This is a genomic window from Enterobacter sp. 61D5 (genome assembly GCF_034107965.1).
Classification (GTDB): Bacteria; Pseudomonadota; Gammaproteobacteria; order Enterobacterales; family Enterobacteriaceae; genus Enterobacter; species Enterobacter cloacae_M.
The window spans coordinates 97146-115825 of the sequence record NZ_JAWNFK010000019.1; the positions used below are offsets into that span (position 1 = coordinate 97146).

Sequence of the window (18680 nt, forward strand, 5' to 3'; positions counted from 1 at the left end):
GGTGCTGACCGATCCCCGCTTTACGACTGAAGTTGAGATCACCGTTCCGTTCCACGACGTCGATATGATGGGCGTGGTCTGGCACGGTAACTATTTCCGCTACTTTGAGATCGCCCGCGAGGCGCTGCTCAATCAGTTTGACTATGGCTATCGCCAGATGAAGGCCTCCGGCTACGTCTGGCCCGTCGTCGATACCCGGGTGAAATACCGCGATGCGGTGACCTTTGAGCAGCGTATTCGCGTCCGCGCGCACGTTGAAGAGTATGAAAACCGCCTGCGCATTGCCTATCAAATTTTCGATGCGCAGACCGGCAAACGCACCACCACCGGTTACACCATCCAGGTGGCGGTGGAAGAAGCCACCCGCGAAATGTGCTTTGTGAGCCCGGCAATACTGTTTGAACGAATGGGAGTGACACCATGAAATGGTTGCCTTTGCTGGCGCTGATCGTCAGCCCGCTGGTCAGCGCCGTGACGCTGGATGAACTGCAGCAGCGCTTCACCGGACAGCCCGTCGTGCGCGCGCACTTCGAACAGGTTCGCACCATAAAAGATATGCCGCAGCCGCTGCGCTCGCAGGGCGAGATGCTGATCGCTCGCGACAGCGGCCTGCTGTGGGATCAAAAAGCGCCGTTTCCGATGACGCTCCTGCTGGACGACAAGCGGATGGTTCAGGCCATTAACGGCCAGCCGCCGCAGACCGTCACCGCCGACAATAATCCGCAGATGTTCCAGTTCAACCATCTTCTGCGGGCCCTGTTCCAGGCCGACCGCAGGGTGCTTGAAGAGAACTTCCGCATCGATTTTAAAGACCTGGGCGCGGGCCGCTGGTCGCTGGTGCTTACGCCAAAAACGACGCCGCTAGACAAGATTTTCGCCACCCTCGATCTGGGCGGCGCGACCTATCTGGAGACGATTCGCCTCAACGACAAACAGGGCGACCGTACCGATATCGCCCTTTCACGCCACCAACTGACGCCCGCCAGCCTGACCGATGACGAACGCCAACGCTTTGCCGCACCGTAAATCCCTGCGCCCGGCGCTGATGTGGGCCACGCTATGCCTGATTCTGCTGGGCGTGCTGCTGTCGCTGCTGCCCGGCGCGCGTCTGAACAGCAGCGTGCTGGCCATGCTGCCGAAGCAGACGCTGGGGGCGATCCCGCCGGCGCTCAACGACGGGTTTATGCAGCGTCTCGACCGCCAGCTGGTCTGGCTGGTCAGCCCCGGCAAAGAGCCCGATCCGCGCGTGGCGCAGCAGTGGCTGGCGCTGCTGCAAAGCAGCGATTCGCTCAGCGAGGTCAAAGGCCCTATGGACGCCGCCGGGCAAAAGGCCTGGGGAGAGTTCTTCTGGCAGCACCGGAATGGCCTGATCGATCCCGCCACCCGCGCTCGCCTGCAAAACGGCGGGGAAGCGCAGGCGCAGTGGATTTTATCTCAGCTCTATTCGGCCTTTTCCGGCGTCAGCGGCAAAGAGCTGCAAAACGATCCCCTGATGCTGATGCGCGGCTCGCAGCTCGCTCTGGCGCAAAACGGCCAGAAGCTGCGGCTGATGGACGGCTGGCTGGTCACACAGGATGAGGCGGGAAACTACTGGTATCTGCTGCACGGCGAGCTGGCGGGCTCGTCATTTGATATGCAGCAGACCCACCGGCTCGTGACGACGCTTAACGCGCTGCAGGAGACGCTAAAAGCGCGTTTCCCGCAGGCGCAGCTGCTTTCGCGCGGGACCGTGTTCTACAGCGATTACGCCAGCCAGCAGGCCAAACGCGACGTCTCGACGCTGGGCATCGCCACCCTGCTTGGCGTGTTCCTGCTCATCGTGGCGGTGTTCCGCTCTCTGCGCCCGCTGCTGCTGAGCGTGCTCTCCATTGCCATCGGCGCGCTGGCGGGTACGGTGGTGACGCTGCTGCTCTTTGGCGAACTGCACCTGATGACGCTGGTGATGAGCATGAGCATCATCGGTATTTCAGCCGACTACACGCTCTACTACCTGACCGAACGGATGGTGCACGGCGCGGAATATTCCCCCTGGCAAAGCCTGGCCAAAGTACGCAATGCGCTGCTGCTGGCGCTGCTGACGACCGTTGCCGCCTACCTGATTATGATGCTGGCCCCCTTCCCCGGGATCCGCCAGATGGCGGTGTTCGCCGCCGTGGGGCTGAGCGCCTCCTGCCTGACGGTGATTTTCTGGCATCCGTGGCTGTGCCGGGGTTTACCGGTGCGCCCGGTTCCGCTAATGGTCCTGATGCTGCGCTGGCTGGCCGCCTGGCGACGCAATAAAAAACTGTCGGTTGGTTTGCCCGTCGCGCTGGCGCTGCTCTCCGCCGTGGGGATGAGCGCCCTGAGGGTGGACGACGACATCGCCCAGCTACAGGCCCTGCCGAAAGATATCCTGGCCCAGGAGAAGGCCATTACCGCCCTGACCGGACAGAGCGTCGATCAGAAATGGTTTGTGGTGCATGGCGCCTCGCCTCAGCAAACGCTGGAGCGGCTGGAAGCCTTTACCCCGGCGCTGGCACAGGCGCAAAAAGCCGGAGAGATCGCCCGCTGGCGTACCCTACCGCTGAACTCGCTGGCGCGCCAGAAAAGCGATCTTACGCTGCTGCAGAAGGCCGCGCCTGCGGTGACGAACGTGCTGAAAAGCGCCGGGCTCAGCGCCGTATCCCCAAACCTCGATGCCATGCCGGTCAGCGTGGACGCGTGGCTTAAAAGCCCGGCCAGCGAAGGCTGGCGTCTGCTCTGGCTGACCCTGCCCGACGGGGAAAGCGGCGTGCTCGTGCCGGTGGACGGCGCGAAAAACAGCGCTTACCTCGGTGAACTGGCCGCGCGCCATGACGGCGTCGTCTGGGTCGATCGCAAAGCCAGCTTTGATAGCCTGTTTGCCCTTTACCGCACGCTGCTGACGGGGCTACTGCTTGCCGCGCTGGCAGTGATTGCCTGCGGGGCGATGCTGCGCCTCGGCTGGCGTAAAGGGCTGATAAGCCTGGTGCCTTCCGTGCTGTCGCTGAGCTGCGGCCTGGCGGTGCTGGCCGCAACGGGCCACCCGGTGAATCTGTTCTCACTGCTGGCGCTGGTACTGGTGCTCGGCATTGGCATTAACTACACGCTGTTTTTCAGCAACCCGCGCGGTACGCCGCTGACCTCCATGCTGGCGATTACGCTGGCCATGATGACCACGCTGCTGACGCTGGGCATGCTCGTCTTCAGCGCCACCCAGGCCATCAGCAGCTTTGGTATTGTGCTGGTGAGCGGTATTTTTACCGCCTTCCTGCTGGCTCCGCTGGCGATGCCGGATAAGAAAGAGAGAAAACGTAAATGATCGCTTTTTATCGCGCCGTTGCGCTGGCCGCGGCGCTGCTGCTGGCGGGCTGCAGCCATTCGACCGATACGAAAGAGACGCGGCCTCAGGCCTGGCTCCAGCCGGGCACCAGAGTGACGCTGCCGCCGCCCGGCATTAGCCCGGCGGTAAGCTCCCAGCAGCTGCTTACCGGCAGCTTTAACGGACAAACGCAGTCTCTGCTGGTGATGCTCAACGCGGATGCGCATAAGGTCACGCTGGCCGGGCTCTCTTCCGTGGGCATTCGCCTGTTCCTGGCGACGTACGATGAGACCGGTATTCATACCGAGCAGTCGATCGTCGTGCCGCAGCTGCCGCCAGCCAGCCAGGTGCTGGCCGACGTGATGCTCAGCCACTGGCCGATTAGCGCCTGGCAGCCGCAGTTGCCGAAGGGCTGGACGTTAACGGACAATGGCGATCGGCGCGAGCTGCGAAACGCCAGCGGCAAGCTGGTGACGGAGATTGTTTACCTGCAGCGCAAAGGCAAGCGCGAGCCGATCAGCATCGAGCAACACGTCTTTAAATACCACATCACCATTCAATATCTGGGTGACTGAGATGATTTATATATCCGCTGTTGGCATGGTCAACGCGCTGGGCAACTCGCCTGACGAGATTGCCGCGAACCTGACGGCAGGCGTGGCGCCGGGGATGCACGCCCGGACCGGCTGGCTGCAGGGTTTACCCGAAGCCGTACTGGGCGGCGTGGAAGGCGAGCTTCCGCCTATCCCGGACACCTTCTCCGCACACCGCACCCGCAATAACCAGCTGCTGCTGGCCGCGCTGGCGCAGATTCAGCCCGCGGTTGACGAGGCCATCGCCCGCGTCGGTCGCGACCGCGTGGCCGTGGTGCTGGGGACCAGCACCTCCGGGCTGGATGAGGGCGATGAGCACGTGCGCCGCATGACCCATGGCGAAGCGAGCACGCGCTGGCAGTATCCGCAGCAGGAGCTTGGCGATCCGTCCCGCTTCCTCGCCAACTGGCTTCAGCTCGAAGGCCCGGCCTATACGATCTCGACGGCCTGCTCTTCCAGCGCGCGGGCGATGATCGGCGGCAAACGTCTGATTGAAGCCGGGCTGGTGGACATCGCCATTGTCGGCGGGGCCGATACCCTGAGCCGGATGCCCGTCAACGGTTTTAACAGCCTTGAATCCTTCTCCCCCACGCTCTGCGAGCCGTTTGGTCGAGACCGCCGGGGGATCACCATTGGTGAAGCCGCCGCGCTGATGGTATTGAGCCGGGAGCCCGCCGACGTGGCGCTGCTCGGAACGGGCGAATCCAGCGATGCGTACCATATTTCCGCTCCGCATCCGCAGGGCGAAGGGGCGATAAGGGCTATCGCGCAGGCGCTTAACGAAGCGGGTATGCAGCCGCAGGATATCGGCTACATCAACCTGCACGGCACGGCCACGCCGCTCAACGATCAGATTGAATCGCAGGTGGTGCACGATCTCTTCGGGGAAAGCGTGCCGTGCAGCTCAACCAAACACCTTACCGGCCATACGCTGGGCGCCGCCGGTATTACCGAAGCGGCCCTGAGCTGGCTGATTCTGACGCGCGATCTGCCGTTGCCGCAGCAGGACTTCGCCCGCTACGCGCCGGACGACACGCTGGCGTCGTGCGGCCTGCTGCACCAGCGCGCCGCTCTGAAAAAGCCGGTCATTTTGTCTAACTCGTTCGCGTTTGGTGGCAATAACGCCAGCATCCTGCTGGGGAGAGCCTCATGAGCTACTTATCACCCGAAGCCTATTTGCCGCACGAGGCGCCAATGATGCTGCTGGGGTCCGTTGAGTGCGTCACGGACGACACGGCGGTCTGCCGCGTGGCCGTCAGCGGGCAAAGCGTGCTGGCGCCGTTTCTGAATGCCGATGGCGACCTACCGGGCTGGTACGCGCTCGAGCTTATGGCGCAGACCGTCGGCGTCTGGTCAGGCTGGCATCGCCGGCAGCAGGGGCAGGATCATATCGCGCTGGGCATGGTGCTCGGCGCGCGCGAGCTGGTCTGCGCCAGCGGGCATTTCGCCGCAGGCCTGACGCTGGACATCACCGTTAAGCTGCTGATGCAGGACGAACGCTTCGGCAGCTTTGAATGCGCGATTTCCGCGAATGAAGAGACGCTGGCCACGGGCCGGGTCAACACCTTCCAGCCGAGCGCAGAAGAATTAACATCGCTTTTTAATCAGGGATCTAACGCATGAGTCGTTCCGTACTGGTCACAGGGGCCAGCAAAGGCATAGGGCGCGCCATCGCCCGCCAGCTCGCCGCCGACGGGTTTACCGTAGGCGTGCATTACCATCGTGATGCCGCAGGCGCGCAGGAGACGCTGGACGCCATCACGCAGGCGGGTGGCAACGGTCGTTTACTCGCCTTTGATGTGGGCAACCGCGAACAGTGCCGCGAAGTGCTGGAGCAGGAGATTGAAGCCCATGGCGCATGGTATGGCGTGGTCAGCAACGCCGGAATTACGCGCGACGGCGCCTTTCCGGCGCTGAGCGAAGACGACTGGGACAGGGTGATCCACACCAATCTCGACAGTTTTTATAACGTCATTCACCCCTGCATTATGCCGATGATTGGCACCCGTAAAGGGGGGCGCATTATCACCTTATCGTCCGTGTCCGGCGTGATGGGCAACCGCGGACAGGTGAACTACAGCGCGGCCAAAGCGGGCATTATCGGCGCCACCAAAGCGCTGGCGATTGAGCTGGCAAAACGCAAAATCACCGTCAACTGCATCGCCCCGGGTCTGATTGATACCGGCATGATTGAGATGGAAGAAGCCGCGCTGAAGGAAGCGATGTCCATCATCCCAATGAAACGTATGGGCCAGGCTGAGGAGGTCGCCGGGCTGGCAAGCTATCTGATGTCGGATATTGCGGGCTACGTTACCCGCCAGGTCATTTCCATTAACGGAGGAATGCTATGACGCGTCGCGTGGTGATTACGGGCATGGGCGGCGTGACCGCCTTTGGCGAAAGCTGGCAATCCGTTTCCAGCAGGCTGCTGGCTTATGAAAACGCGGTGCGTAAAATGCCGGAATGGCAGGTGTATGATGGCCTGCATACCCTCCTGGGCGCGCCGATCGATGATTTCACGCTGCCGGAGCACTATACCCGCAAGCGTATTCGCGCGATGGGCCGGGTGTCGTTGATGTCGACCCGCGCCACCGAGCTGGCGCTGGAGCAGGCGGGACTGATTGGCGAAGCGGTGCTCACCAACGGCCAAACCGGTATCGCCTACGGTTCTTCGACTGGCAGCACCGGGCCCGTCAGCGAATTCGCGACCATGCTCACCGAAAAGCACACCAATAACATCACCGGGACAACCTACGTCCAGATGATGCCGCACACTACGGCGGTGAATACCGGCCTGTTCTTTGGACTACGCGGCCGCGTCATCCCGACCTCAAGCGCCTGTACCTCCGGCAGCCAGGCGATTGGCTACGCCTGGGAGGCCATTCGCCACGGGTATCAGACCGTGATGGTCGCGGGGGGCGCTGAGGAGCTGTGTCCGTCTGAAGCGGCGGTATTTGATACGCTGTTCGCCACCAGCCAGCGCAATGACGCGCCTAAACACACCCCGTCGCCATTTGATACGCAGCGCGATGGTCTGGTGATTGGAGAAGGCGCAGGCACCCTGATTCTGGAAGAGCTGGAGCATGCAAAAGCGCGCGGGGCCACGATCTACGGCGAAATCGTAGGCTTTGCCACTAACTGCGACGCGGCCCATATCACCCAGCCTCAGCGTGAAACCATGCAGATTTGCATGGAGCAGTCGCTGTCCATGGCGGGATTAAGCGCCCGGGATATGGGGTATATCTCCGCGCACGGTACCGCCACCGATCGCGGCGATATCGCCGAAAGCCTGGCCACCGCCGCTATCTATGGTGACAGCGTGCCGGTTTCCTCGCTGAAGAGCTATTTTGGCCATACGCTGGGTGCCTGCGGCGCGCTGGAAGCGTGGATGAGCCTGCAGATGATGCGTGAAGGCTGGTTTGCCCCGACGCTCAATTTAACGCAGCCGGATGAGCAATGCGGTGCTTTAGATTATATTATGGGAGAAGCCCGTCAGATTGACTGCGAGTATCTGCAAAGCAATAACTTCGCGTTTGGCGGCATCAACACCTCGATTATCATTAAACGCTGGGCGTAACTATGTACCAGTTTGTACTGGGAAAAATCTCCACTCTTTGCGCGGACCCGCTGGCGTCAGCGCTCGCAGACAGGGCGCCTCAGGGTGCCCGACAGGCCTCCTGGCTGGCCGGGAGGACGCTGCTCGCCAGAACGTTATCCCCTCGCCCGCTCCCCAACATCATTTACGGCGAGCAGGGCAAACCGGCCTTTGCGAAGGGTCATCCGCTGTGGTTCAACCTGAGCCACAGCGGTGACGATATCGCCCTGCTGATGAGCGATGAAGGCGAAGTCGGCTGCGATATCGAAGTGATTCGCCCGAGGAAGAACTGGCAGGCGCTGGCTAATGCGGTATTCAGCATGACGGAGCATGACGAGCTGGAGCGTGAAGCGCCCGAGGAACGGCTTTCCGCGTTCTGGCGTATCTGGACGCGAAAAGAAGCGATTGTGAAACAGCGTGGCGGCAGCGCATGGCAGATTGTCAGCATCGACAGCACGGCGCAGACGCACGCGGTCAGTCAGCTACAGGTCGGCTCGCTGAGCCTTGCCGTCTGCACATCGACCCCTTATACCCTGACCCACGAGTCGATTATTCACGTTGGGACGTTCGGGGCAGAAAAATCACTAACACGCCCAGAATAATAAACCCGACGCCCACCAGCCCGTGCCAGGAGAAGCGCTCCCCCCAGCCAGGCAGAAGGATCGCGGCGGCCCACACCAGAATATAGCTGAGGCTCAGCAGGGCATAGGCTTTGCTGAGCGCCATACGATGCAGCGCCAGATACCAGCAGCCCATAGAGGCCACGTACCCCATCAGCCCCAGCAGCAGCGCCCCCGTGCCGGATGAGAAGTGCCACAGCGCGGAAATAAGCGCCTTAACATCGCTGACCGGTGGCAATGCCTGCATGGCATCGCGCAGCAACAGCTGCGCCGCGCTGACTAACAGCACGCTGCATAAGGCCCAGAATGCACCTTTCACAGGCTCCCTCCCAGGATAACAATCCCAATGATGATCAACCCCACCCCCAGCCAGTGGTGCGCTGCAACGTGCTCACGCCAGAAAACCTTCGCCGCCAGCGTCACCCAGACAAAATTGAGGCTCAGCATAGGATAGGCAATGCCGACAGGCAGACGTTGCAGCACCACCAGCCAGACCAGCATCCCACTCCCCAGCGCCAGCAGTGCCAGACCCAGCCACAGCGCGATATGCGTCCCACGCCGCCCGGTTTTCGCCGGACGGGTGGCTTGTTTCTGACACAGCTGCCCCGCGCAGCTGAGCAAGCTTGCCAGTATCAGCCAGATCCAGGTCATCACTTCGGCAGATACTCCAGCAAGGCCAGACGTCCCTGAATATAGAGATTGTCCGGCTGCGGTAAATTCGCCTGTGAAATATCGTCGCGTTTTGAGAGCAGCATCACCAGCGAGATGCGCCCCTGCTGACGATGCTCCGTCAACCACTTCGTGAAGTCGTCTTTATCAACATAACGATCTTTCGCATCGGGATAATCCAATCCGTAGCGCAGTTCGCCACTCTGATCGAACATCGTGATGTCATTGCGCTTCAGCTCCCACGCCAGGCCCGCGGCCACGCCAACGTTATTGGCCAGCACGAACCGGCTTTCCTGCAGCGGTTCGCGCACGGTATCGACCAGCGACTGCGGCTGTTTGGAATCCACCACCAGGTTAGGAATGGCAAAACCAATCAGCAGCGCCACCCCTGCAGGGCACAGTGCCGCCAGCCACCAGCGCTGCTGGCTCTGTCTGAACGTAAACCAGCCTACCGCCGCCCAGATGAGGAACGCCACTACCGCACAGAAGACTTTATACAGTTCGACCGACGTCCAGACCGGATGCTTAGACAGTCCCCACGGCGAGACCACCAGCGCCGCCACCACGCCGATAACGCCAAACGCCAGGTTAATCCCGCCGTTAATGCGTAACGCTCTGGCACCTTTTTCCGCCGCGAGGCAGGCATAGCGCGCCATCAGGATAGCCAGCGGGGCAAAGCACGGCAGAATATAGGTCGGAAGCTTGCCTTTGGCGATGCTGAAGAACAGCAGCGGCATCACCACCCAACCCAGCAGATAGAACCCGCCACCCGCGTTTTGTCTGTCATTCCAACCGAGACGAAACGCGCCGGGCAAAAGCGCCAGCCACGGCAGGCTGCCCGCAATCAGGAACGGCACGTAGTACCAGAACGGAGCTTTGTGCTGCGCGTCGCTCTGGGCAAAGCGCTGAATATGCTCAACCCAGAAGAAGTAACGCCAGAAGTCAGGCTCACGCTGCGCAATGGCCAGCGCCCACGGCAGAACGATCAGCACGCAGCTCAGGATCGCGAGCCAGCCAAAAATCAGCACCTCTTTCCAGCGCTTCTGGGCGATCACCCACGGCAGCACGCCAATCACCGGAACGGCCAGCGCCAGAAAGCCTTTGGTCATCACCCCCATCCCGCAGGCCAGCCCAAGCAGCACATAGCCCCCCGCTTTTCCGGCAACGGTTTGGGCCTGTGAGGCCAGCCAGAAGCTGCACATGGCCGCCACCAGCCACAGGGTGATGATAGGATCCAGCACAGCATACGTGCCAATGCCATACACCAGGAACAGGGTCAGGAAGATAAGACCGGAGAAAATGGCAACACGTTTATCCCGCCAGAGACGCCAGGCCATCCAGATGACCAGCAGCGCGGCTAAACCAGTGGAGAAGATGGACCCGGCGCGCACGGCGAGGTTCGTGTGCCCGAACAGCATCTGCCCGATGCTGTTGATCCAGTAGCCGGCAATCGGCTTTTCAAAGTAACGCAGCCCCAGAAAATGTGGGACAACCCAGTCTCCGGATGCCAGCATTTCGCGGCTGATTTCCGCATAGCGCGTTTCATCAGGCTGCCAGAGCAGACGAATATCGACCGGAATGAGGTAGTAAACGATAAACAGTGCGAGAAGCGCTAAGCCATAACGGGCTGTTTTCATGGGACCGGACTCACGGTTTGTTGATAGCCAAGCCAGCCTTCCCTGCCAGCCATTTCATTGCGTACGACTTTACCCACGGGCAGGGTGCTGAGGTCGTCCGGCAGCAGCTCGCTCAACGGGCAAAATTCAATACCCTCCTGAGCGGCCATCGTCAACAGTTCATCGAAATCATGCTGATACGCAATCCCTTCCACTTCGGCATGGATGGTATACACCGGCGTGCCGGCGTCACGATGAATGCGGTCCAGAATGTAGCGATTGAACTCATCCGCCTTTACCTCGCGCCCGACCACTTCATCCCAGGTGGGAAGCGTGACCGGAATTTGCACCGTACCGTAGCGATTTTCGCCTAACAGCGGCAAAAAAGGTCCGGTTCCGCGGCAGTCGCTGTTGTAGCGAAACGCAAAGGCTTCTTTGGCTTTCACGACGCGCTGATCTGCACGCCATCCCGCCACGGCGGAGCAGCGCACGGGCTGACCGGTAATGGCCTCCAGCTCCAGCATCCCACGCTCGACCTCACGGGACAGGCGCGGGATGTCCCAGACGCCGGCCCAGGCTTGCCAGGCATGGTGATCCCAGGCGTGCAGACCGACCTCATGATGCTGCGCCGCCTCGCGGATAACGGCTTCATTACCCGCGCCGATACGTCTGCCGGGCCAGGCGGTGCCGGCCAGCAAAATATCCCAGCCGTAGAGGGATGCTGCGCGCGAGCGCAGCATTTTGAACAGAAATGCCGGTTTAATCAGACGCCATAAATGGCGTCCCATGTTGTCAGGCCCCACGCTGAAGAAAATGCTTGAACGCACGCCGTGCTTGCTCAGCAGTTCCAGCAGTTTGGGTACGCCGTCACGCGTTCCCCTGAAGGTGTCGACATCAATGCGTAAACCGACTTTTTTCATGAGTCCTGTTCCGACAGCTCCACGGTGCGCAGGAAGAAATCGAGCGTTTCATCAATGGTCTGCTCCATCTTCACCGTCGGCGTCCAGTTCAGGCAGCGCTTCGCGTTGCGAATGCTTGGCTTACGGTGCTCAACGTCCTGATAGCCTTTACCGTAGTAGCTGCTGCTTTCTACTTCGCGGAAACCGGCAAACGGCGGGAATTTATCGCGCAGCGGATGGCGCTCAAAGCTGGCCAGCAGCATCTCGGCCAGCTCGCGAATGCTCGCTTCGTTGTCCGGGTTACCAATGTTGATGATTTGACCGTTGCAGCGGTTATCCTTGTTTTCGATGATGCGGAACAGCGCTTCGATACCGTCGCTGATATCCGTAAAGCAGCGTTTCTGCTTACCGCCTTCGATAAGCTTAATCGGTGAGCCTTCTACCAGGTTCAGGATCAGCTGGGTGATCGCACGGGAGCTACCGATACGCGCCGCGTTCAGGTTATCCAGACGCGGACCCATCCAGTTGAACGGACGGAACAGGGTAAAGCGCAGGCCTTCTTTCTCACCGTAGGCCCAAATCACGCGGTCCAGCAGCTGTTTGGAGACGGAGTAAATCCAGCGCTGTTTGTTGATCGGCCCGACCACCAGGTTGGAAGTGTCTTCATCGAAGTTCTTATCGGTACACATGCCGTACACTTCAGAGGTGGACGGGAAGATGATGCGCTTGTCGTATTTCACGCAGTCGCGGATGATCTTCAGGTTCTCCTCGAAGTCCAGCTCGAACACGCGCAGCGGGTTACGGGTGTACTCGATTGGCGTGGCAATGGCGACCAGCGGCAGCACTACGTCACATTTCTTAATGTGGTATTCAATCCACTCGGAATGGATGCTGATGTCCCCTTCCACGAAGTGGAAGCGCGGGTTGTCGAGGAAACGGCTGATGGCATCCGCGCCAATATCCAGACCGTAAATCTCGTAGTTATCGTCCTTAAGCAGACGTTCGGTCAGGTGGTTACCGATAAAGCCGTTCACGCCCAGGATCAGCACGCGGGTGCGGCGCTTGATGGCAACAACTGGTGCGCTGGTGATCAGCGCCCCGGCCACCAGGCCCAGAGACTGTGCCAGCTGCGTGCCCTGAACGTACAGGCCGTTGTCGGTTTGCCCGGTGACGATCTCCAGCGCCTGCTCGCCGCAGCTCACAATCAGCGGAGAGACCGAAACGACGGTGCCCGGTTTAGCGGCCGGGATGTCATCACGCACGCGGGATTTCCAGACGATAAACTTGCTGACGCCCGCAAAGCTGTATGCGCCCGGCCACGGATCGGTCACGGCGCGCACCAGGTTGTGCAGCTGGCGAGCGGGCTTGTTCCAGTCCAGACGGCCATCTTCCGGCGCGCGGCGGCCAAAGCAGCTTGCCTTGCTCTCATCCTGCGCGGTTTCGCTGAAGGTGCCGTTAAGGATGCCTGGAAGTGCATCACGCAGCAGCGTCTGCGCCGTCGCATTCAGCTTTTGATGCAGCTGCAGCGCAGTTTCGTCCGCATCAATAGCGACCTTCTGCTGTGCCACGATAGCGCCCGCATCCGCGCGACGCACCATGCGGTGCAGCGTCACGCCCGTTTCCGTTTCACCGTTCACCAGCACCCAGTTCAGCGGGGCGCGTCCACGGTAGGCTGGCAGCAGAGAGCCATGAAGATTAAAGGCCCCTTTTGCGGCCAGACCTAAGATCTCGTCGGAAAGCAGGTTGCGATAGTAGAACGAGAAGATCGCGTCAGGCGCGAGCGCGCGGATGCGCTCCACCCACAGCGGATGGTTTACGTCGTCCGGTGCATAAACCGGGATCCCGCGCTCGGCGGCGATACGCGCCACGGAGCCAAAAAAGTTATTCTCTCCGGCCGTGTCCGGATGGGTAAAGATTGCAGCAATATCATAGCCTGCTTCCAGCAGGGCCAACGTGCCCGTGCACCCCATATCGTGATAGGCAAATACAACAGCTTTCATGGATGAATTTCCTCTTGAGACGCTTTGTGTTCCTGACGGACAACACGTTGAATAAAGTAGCGCGGACGCGCGCGAACATCGTTATAGATACGGCCAATGTATTCACCGAGAAGGCCCATCCCGACAAACTGGGCGCCAATGAACATAAACAGCACGGCAAAGAGCATGAAGACCCCTTCCGCCGCCCACTGCGGGCCAAAGACCAGCCGCAGCACCACCAGCAGGACGGACAGCGTAAACCCGGCCAAGGCGATGATGCTGCCGAACACGCTCAGCAGACGCAGCGGTGTGGTGGTCAGGCAGGTGATGAGGTCATACATCAGGTTGATGAGACGCATAAAGCTGTACTTCGATTCCCCGTGCTCGCGCTCGGCGTGCAGAACCGGAATTTCCGTTGCCTTACGGGCAAAGGTGTTGGCGAGGATCGGAATAAAGGTGCTGCGCTCATGGCAATGCAGCATGGCGTCGACAATATGGCGGCGGTAGGCGCGCAGCATGCAGCCGTAATCGCCCATCGCTTTACCGGTAGTGCGCTGAATCAGTCGGTTAATCGTGCGTGAGGCTAGCTTTCGGAACAGACTGTCCTGACGGTTCTGGCGAACCGTGCCGACCACGTCATAGCCTTCATCGGCTTTGGCAACCAGGCGCGGGATCTCTTCCGGCGGGTTTTGCAGGTCAGCATCCAGAGTGATGATCAGATCGCCCGTGACGTGGCTAAACCCCGCCATAATCGCCGAGTGCTGGCCATAGTTGCGGTTGAGGAGCACGGCAACAATGTGGCTGCCTTCAGCCTGCGCGGCCTCTGTCAGCATCAGTGCCGAATTATCGCTACTGCCGTCATCCACCAGCAGAATTTCATAAGCCTTGCCCATCGTGTCGCAGGCGGCCGTTGTACGGCGGATCAGTTCGGGCAGGCTCTCCTGCTCGTTATAAACCGGGATGACCACGGAAACTTTTTGTACAGGCGGTGCACTGAACATATCAATGTCCTGCAAGCTGATGGAGTGCGGTAATGACGCGGGTTGTGTCGTCATGAGTCATATCCGGGAAAAGAGGGAGAGAACAAATACGCGCGCTATTCCATTCAGAATTCGGGAGCGATACATCAGGAAAACGCTCGCGGTAGTATTTTTGGGTGTGGGCCGCGCGGAAGTGGAGGCCGGTACCGATGCCTTTCTCTTTCAGCGCCGCCATCAGGTTGTCGCGTGAAATCCCACAGCGCGCTTCATCAACGCGAATAATAAACAGGTGCCAGGCGTGCACGTGCGGCCATGACGGAATGGTGAGCGGCTGAAACGGCGTATCGGCAAGCTCCCGCAGATAGCGTTCAGCGATCTCCTGGCGGCGCCTGTTGGCCTCTTTCAGTTTGCCTAACTGCACTAGCGCGATAGCAGCGTTAATATCCGCGAGGTTGTATTTATAGCCCGGCGCGATCACTTCCGCCTGCGGCGCGCGACCGTGCGTCTGGCGGTCATAGGCATCTACGCCCAGGCCATGGAATTTCAGACTGCGGATCCGCTGTGCCAGCTGGGCATTATCCGTGACGACCAGGCCGCCTTCCGCACAGGTCATATTTTTAATGGCGTGGAAGGAAAAAATCGCCGTCCCTTTCCAGCCCACATGACGGTTCTTGTAGTACGTTCCGGCGGCATGGGCCGCATCTTCAATCACCGGAATACCGTGACGTTCACCGATGGCATGAATAGCGTCGATGTCACACGGCGCGCCGGCATAATGAACGGGAATAATGGCTTTGGTACGCGGGGTAATGGCGGCTTCAACGGCTTCTGGCGTCACCATTAATGTGTCTTTGTCCACATCAATCATGACCGGTGTGGCACCCAGCAACACGATCATATTCAGCGTGGAGACCCAGGTCTGGGAAGGGGTAATGACTTCATCGCCCAGGCCAATATCCAGCGCCATCAGCGTGACGTGCATTCCTGCGGTGGCTGAACAGACGGCAATCGCATGCTGATTCCCGGTAAGTTGGCAGAATGCCTCTTCAAGTTCCTGGTTCTTTGGCCCAGTGGTGATCCAGCCGGAGGTTAAAACCTCCTGCAGCGCCGCTAATTCCTCATGCCCCATCGACGGGCGGGAAAAAGGCAAAAAATCACTCATTATTAATTTCCTTGTAATAAAAACGGCATGTTTTTGATATTAACCAAATGCCAGCCCGTTTATTTCAACGAACCATAAACTTTTATCAAAGTAGCTCTCTTTCCTTAGGGAAAAATTAAGACAACGTTTGCATCGTTATAAGACAACTAGCAGGCACTTGAAAAACAACAAGTTAAATTAATATTAAATATTTTTAATGTGAGCTTCCGCAACATTTTGAAATGGATTCATTTAAACCAATCATCAACAAACAAAAAAAATCCCGGCCATTTCAAAATAATATGAAATAGCCGGGAACTTTTCTTTTTAGTTAATTGTCGCGCTTATTTTAAGTTATCTGGGAAGTTTTTTGGTAACTCGCTGGCTGCGCAGGCGATGACGCTTTCATTATTTGCACCGCAGTCGCGTACAAAGGTGATCGTGGCAAATTCATCAATCACTTCAGTTGGATACGCCGGGCCCGCATCGCGATAGCTGTTCATCAGCGGAATATGGTCGTTCTGGAAGCAGACGGTTTTTTCCGGATTGTTCATGATCCAGCGTGGGAAGAAGATGGTGCCGTGGAACAGTTTGTCGCCCAGGTTCACGATCAGGCTGACGTCGGTACCGGTTGGCTCGGTCCAGGAAATTTTATAGATGCTCTCGCCTACCCGAACGATATAAGCCTGCTGATCTTTCACCCAACGGTTGGCCACAAGACCGCTGTGAATACGGTAATCAAGCGTAGTCTCATTTTTTACGTAAATCTCGTAGTTCCAGCCATTATCGTAGGTATATACAAGATGTTTACCAACAAAGCCGCTTAAGTCGTGTTTGTCGAAGGTGTTCATAAGATGTCTCCTTTGTTTTGATGAGAGGATCTTACCCCTTCAAAAAATGAATGAATAACGCTATGTTTTAATCAAATTCATCCAAATTTTAGATAAATCATGCATAAGACGACGCTGGAACAATGGGCTTTATTGGAAAGAGTGGTGGAAGCGGGCAGCTTTGCCAAAGCCGCGGAAGAAACCCACCGCAGCCAGTCCTCGGTAAGCTATAACCTGTCGCTGCTGCAGGAGCGGCTCGGCGTGGCGCTGCTGGTCCCGGAGGGGCGACGGGCGGTGTTAACTCCGGCCGGAGAGCTTCTTCTCAACCAGGTAAAACCGCTGCTGAAAGCGTTTTCGTATGTTGAGACGCGCGCAGCGACCCTTCGTAACGGAATGCGCACGCGGTTGGATCTGGTGGTGGACTCCATTTTCCCGCGCCGCCGCCTGTTCGCTATTCTTCGTCAGTTCCAGCAGCAGTATCCCCAGACTCAGGTACGTCTGACCGAGGTGCTGGAAAATACCCGCGCCGACGCCATTAACGACGAAGCCGATGTGATGGTCTTAACCCGCCGCCAGGACATTACCGGGCTCGGCGAATGGCTGATGAATATCGACTTTGTTGCCGTGGCCCATTCCCGGCATCCCCTGTTTCGCCTCGACGCGCCGCTAAATGATGAGATGCTGCGCCCGTGGCCGCTTATCCAGATTGCGGACAGCCAGCCCGCCGCGCGTGCTGCCGGCGAGTCGTGGACCTTCTCCACCATCGATGCCGCCATAGAGGCCGTCGTCTCTCAGGTCGGCTACGGCTGGCTGCCAGAGGAACGCATCCAGACCCAGCTGGATCAGGGCGTACTGAAACGCCTGCCGCTGAGCCACGGCGCGCGCAGGGCAACGCCGCTACACCTGATTGTTAAGCGTTCCCTCGCCCCGCTTGATGAACAGGTTGAAACGCTATTGCGCCTTTTTAGCCAGGAGCCGTCATCCTCACCTGCTACGCTTTAAGGTCTGAACGTTAAAACGAGAAGGAGCAGATGATGAAAATCGACTTTGCGGGGAAAGTGGCGCTGGTGACCGCCTCAACCGGCGGGATCGGATTCGCCATTGCCAGAGGTCTGGCAGAAAGCGGTGCGGAAGTGATCGTCAATGGCCGCAGCACGGAATCGGTGAATAAAGGCATTCAGCAGCTCCAGCAGGTGGTGCCGGGCGTACAGGTGCGCGCCGCGATTGCCGATCTCAGCACGGCGGAAGGGGTCGAGTCGCTTCTGAAGGTAGCGAATAACGTCGATATTCTGGTCAACAACGCCGGGATTTACGGTCCGCAGGATTTCTATGCCACCGACGATGAGACCTGGGAGCGTTACTGGCAGACCAACGTGATGTCCGGCGTGCGTCTGTCCCGCGCCCTGCTGCCGGGTATGGTGCAGAAAGGCTGGGGACGCGTGGTGTTTATCTCCTCCGAGTCGGCCTGCAATATTCCGGCGGATATGATCCACTACGGCGTGACCAAAACGGCGCAGCTCTCCCTAGCGCGCGGGCTGGCGAAGTTTGTGGCGGGGAGCAGCGTGACGGTGAACAGCGTCCTGCCGGGCCCGACGATGTCTGACGGTTTCGCAGAGATGATGAAAGATGAAATCGAAAAGACCGGAAAATCGCTGGAGCAGCTGGCGAAAGAGTTTGTAATGGCCAACCGCCCCAGCTCGGTTATCCAGCGTGCCGCCACGGTTGAAGAGGTGGCCAATATGGTGATTTATGTCTGTTCGCCCCAGGCCTCCGCCACCTCGGGCGCGGCGCTGCGCGTCGACGGTGGCGTCGTGGATGACATCATCTGATGCTGTCAGGCCGCACTGCCTGCAATGCGGCGGGCGGTAATGTAGTGTGCTTGCCAGTAATCATCCGTCAGGGTTGAAACCGTTACGCCCTGACTGGTTGAGGCATGAATAAACTGGTTTTCGCCAATATAAACGCCAACGTGCTTGCGGTTCGGGCCCGTCTGGAAGAAGACCAGATCGCCGGCTCTCAGGTGGTATTGCGCGACCTGCACGCCACGATGGATCTGTTCACTCGTCGTGCGCGGCAAATTAAGATGCGCCGCATCGGTGAACAGGTGCTGCATGAGCGCGGAGCAATCTACCCCGCGATGCGTGGTTCCGCCCCACCGGTACTGGGTGCCTTTCCACTTCTGGTATTGATCGAGAATACGCGAGCGCAGCGGGCCTGTTTCCTGATGCACTAGCGCAGATTTCGCCGGTGATGCAGCCAGTTCACTGTTCATCGATAACATCGACGCTGGAAGTTGAAAGCTGAACGCAGAAAACGAAGCAAAACTTAACGTGAGGATTGAAATAAGCGATCTAAGAGTCATATCAAAAAAGAAGTAGTGAGTGAGTTTTTCCTTACCTATGGGGGCCAATGGTTCCCCTAAATATCTTGCGAAGTGGC

Annotated in this window: 20 protein-coding genes; 11 read left to right on the top strand and 9 right to left on the bottom strand. The window is 59.0% G+C overall.

Going from position 1 to position 18680, the window contains the following annotated elements; genetic code table 11:
* The first annotated feature begins 1 nt into the window (after position 1).
* From UTM25_RS17510 to acpT, 9 genes are read left to right on the top strand one after another with little or no spacing between them, the layout of a single operon-like run.
* Positions 2-424, top strand: a complete 423-nt coding sequence (locus tag UTM25_RS17510) for an acyl-CoA thioesterase (RefSeq protein WP_023309526.1) — start codon at positions 2-4, stop codon at positions 422-424.
* Complete coding sequence (locus UTM25_RS17515; RefSeq protein WP_023309527.1) at positions 421-1026, top strand: outer membrane lipoprotein carrier protein LolA; 606 nt, start codon at positions 421-423, stop codon at positions 1024-1026. Before UTM25_RS17510 ends, UTM25_RS17515 begins: the two co-directional genes overlap by 4 nt.
* Positions 995-3319: an MMPL family transporter gene (locus UTM25_RS17520; RefSeq protein WP_194401392.1), complete on the top strand. Its 2325-nt coding sequence runs from the start codon at positions 995-997 to the stop codon at positions 3317-3319. Before UTM25_RS17515 ends, UTM25_RS17520 begins: the two co-directional genes overlap by 32 nt.
* Positions 3316-3894, top strand: coding sequence for a DUF3261 domain-containing protein (locus UTM25_RS17525; protein WP_194401391.1), 579 nt, complete (start codon positions 3316-3318; stop codon positions 3892-3894). The genes UTM25_RS17520 and UTM25_RS17525 overlap by 4 nt, the downstream gene beginning before the upstream one ends.
* Before the next feature lies 1 nt (position 3895).
* A complete protein-coding gene (locus UTM25_RS17530) occupies positions 3896-5065 on the top strand; it encodes a beta-ketoacyl-[acyl-carrier-protein] synthase family protein (RefSeq protein ID WP_194401390.1) in 1170 nt (389 codons plus the stop codon).
* Positions 5062-5535, top strand: coding sequence for a 3-hydroxy-fatty acyl-ACP dehydratase (locus tag UTM25_RS17535; protein ID WP_194401389.1), 474 nt, complete (start codon positions 5062-5064; stop codon positions 5533-5535). Before UTM25_RS17530 ends, UTM25_RS17535 begins: the two co-directional genes overlap by 4 nt.
* Positions 5532-6263: a 3-ketoacyl-ACP reductase FabG2 gene (locus tag UTM25_RS17540; RefSeq protein WP_194401388.1), complete on the top strand. Its 732-nt coding sequence runs from the start codon at positions 5532-5534 to the stop codon at positions 6261-6263. The genes UTM25_RS17535 and UTM25_RS17540 overlap by 4 nt, the downstream gene beginning before the upstream one ends.
* A complete protein-coding gene (locus tag UTM25_RS17545) occupies positions 6260-7489 on the top strand; it encodes a beta-ketoacyl-ACP synthase (protein ID WP_126786769.1) in 1230 nt (409 codons plus the stop codon). The genes UTM25_RS17540 and UTM25_RS17545 overlap by 4 nt, the downstream gene beginning before the upstream one ends.
* 2 nt (positions 7490-7491) lie before the next feature.
* A complete protein-coding gene (acpT, locus tag UTM25_RS17550; protein ID WP_194401387.1) occupies positions 7492-8109 on the top strand; it encodes a 4'-phosphopantetheinyl transferase AcpT in 618 nt (205 codons plus the stop codon).
* Here acpT and arnF read toward each other — a convergent pair.
* From arnF to UTM25_RS17590, 8 genes are all read right to left on the bottom strand, one after another.
* Positions 8057-8446, bottom strand: a complete 390-nt coding sequence (gene arnF, locus UTM25_RS17555) for a 4-amino-4-deoxy-L-arabinose-phosphoundecaprenol flippase subunit ArnF (protein WP_194401386.1) — start codon at positions 8444-8446, stop codon at positions 8057-8059. The two genes, acpT and arnF, sit on opposite strands and share 53 nt — an antisense overlap.
* Entirely contained in the window at positions 8443-8778 is a 336-nt protein-coding gene (gene arnE, locus UTM25_RS17560; protein WP_206689157.1) for a 4-amino-4-deoxy-L-arabinose-phosphoundecaprenol flippase subunit ArnE, read from the bottom strand. The genes arnF and arnE overlap by 4 nt, the downstream gene beginning before the upstream one ends.
* Entirely contained in the window at positions 8778-10433 is a 1656-nt protein-coding gene (gene arnT / locus UTM25_RS17565; protein ID WP_194401384.1) for a lipid IV(A) 4-amino-4-deoxy-L-arabinosyltransferase, read from the bottom strand. Before arnT ends, arnE begins: the two co-directional genes overlap by 1 nt.
* Positions 10430-11332, bottom strand: a complete 903-nt coding sequence (arnD, locus tag UTM25_RS17570) for a 4-deoxy-4-formamido-L-arabinose-phosphoundecaprenol deformylase (protein ID WP_058842007.1) — start codon at positions 11330-11332, stop codon at positions 10430-10432. The genes arnT and arnD overlap by 4 nt, the downstream gene beginning before the upstream one ends.
* On the bottom strand, positions 11329-13311 hold the full coding sequence (gene arnA, locus UTM25_RS17575; RefSeq protein ID WP_194401383.1) for a bifunctional UDP-4-amino-4-deoxy-L-arabinose formyltransferase/UDP-glucuronic acid oxidase ArnA: 1983 nt from the start codon (positions 13309-13311) through the stop codon (positions 11329-11331). The genes arnD and arnA overlap by 4 nt, the downstream gene beginning before the upstream one ends.
* Entirely contained in the window at positions 13308-14291 is a 984-nt protein-coding gene (gene arnC / locus UTM25_RS17580; RefSeq protein WP_023619309.1) for an undecaprenyl-phosphate 4-deoxy-4-formamido-L-arabinose transferase, read from the bottom strand. Before arnC ends, arnA begins: the two co-directional genes overlap by 4 nt.
* A 1-nt stretch (position 14292) precedes the next feature.
* Positions 14293-15432 (bottom strand): UDP-4-amino-4-deoxy-L-arabinose aminotransferase, encoded by a 1140-nt coding sequence (gene arnB / locus UTM25_RS17585; protein ID WP_194401382.1) that lies wholly within the window; start codon positions 15430-15432, stop codon positions 14293-14295.
* A 323-nt stretch (positions 15433-15755) separates the two neighbouring features.
* The gene (locus tag UTM25_RS17590) at positions 15756-16262 is read right to left on the bottom strand and encodes a phenolic acid decarboxylase (protein WP_194401381.1); all 507 of its coding nucleotides are present in this window, start codon (positions 16260-16262) and stop codon (positions 15756-15758) included.
* Positions 16263-16361: 99 nt separating this feature from the next.
* Between UTM25_RS17590 and UTM25_RS17595 the strand changes: the two genes are divergently transcribed.
* Both UTM25_RS17595 and UTM25_RS17600 read left to right on the top strand, forming a co-directional pair.
* Complete coding sequence (locus tag UTM25_RS17595) at positions 16362-17243, top strand: LysR family transcriptional regulator (protein WP_194401380.1); 882 nt, start codon at positions 16362-16364, stop codon at positions 17241-17243.
* 32 nt (positions 17244-17275) lie between these two features.
* On the top strand, positions 17276-18070 hold the full coding sequence (locus tag UTM25_RS17600) for an SDR family NAD(P)-dependent oxidoreductase (RefSeq protein WP_194401454.1): 795 nt from the start codon (positions 17276-17278) through the stop codon (positions 18068-18070).
* Between the two features lie 5 nt (positions 18071-18075).
* Here UTM25_RS17600 and UTM25_RS17605 read toward each other — a convergent pair whose 3' ends face one another.
* The gene (locus tag UTM25_RS17605; protein ID WP_194401453.1) at positions 18076-18603 is read right to left on the bottom strand and encodes an NlpC/P60 family protein; all 528 of its coding nucleotides are present in this window, start codon (positions 18601-18603) and stop codon (positions 18076-18078) included.
* Between the last annotated feature and the right edge of the window lie 77 nt (positions 18604-18680).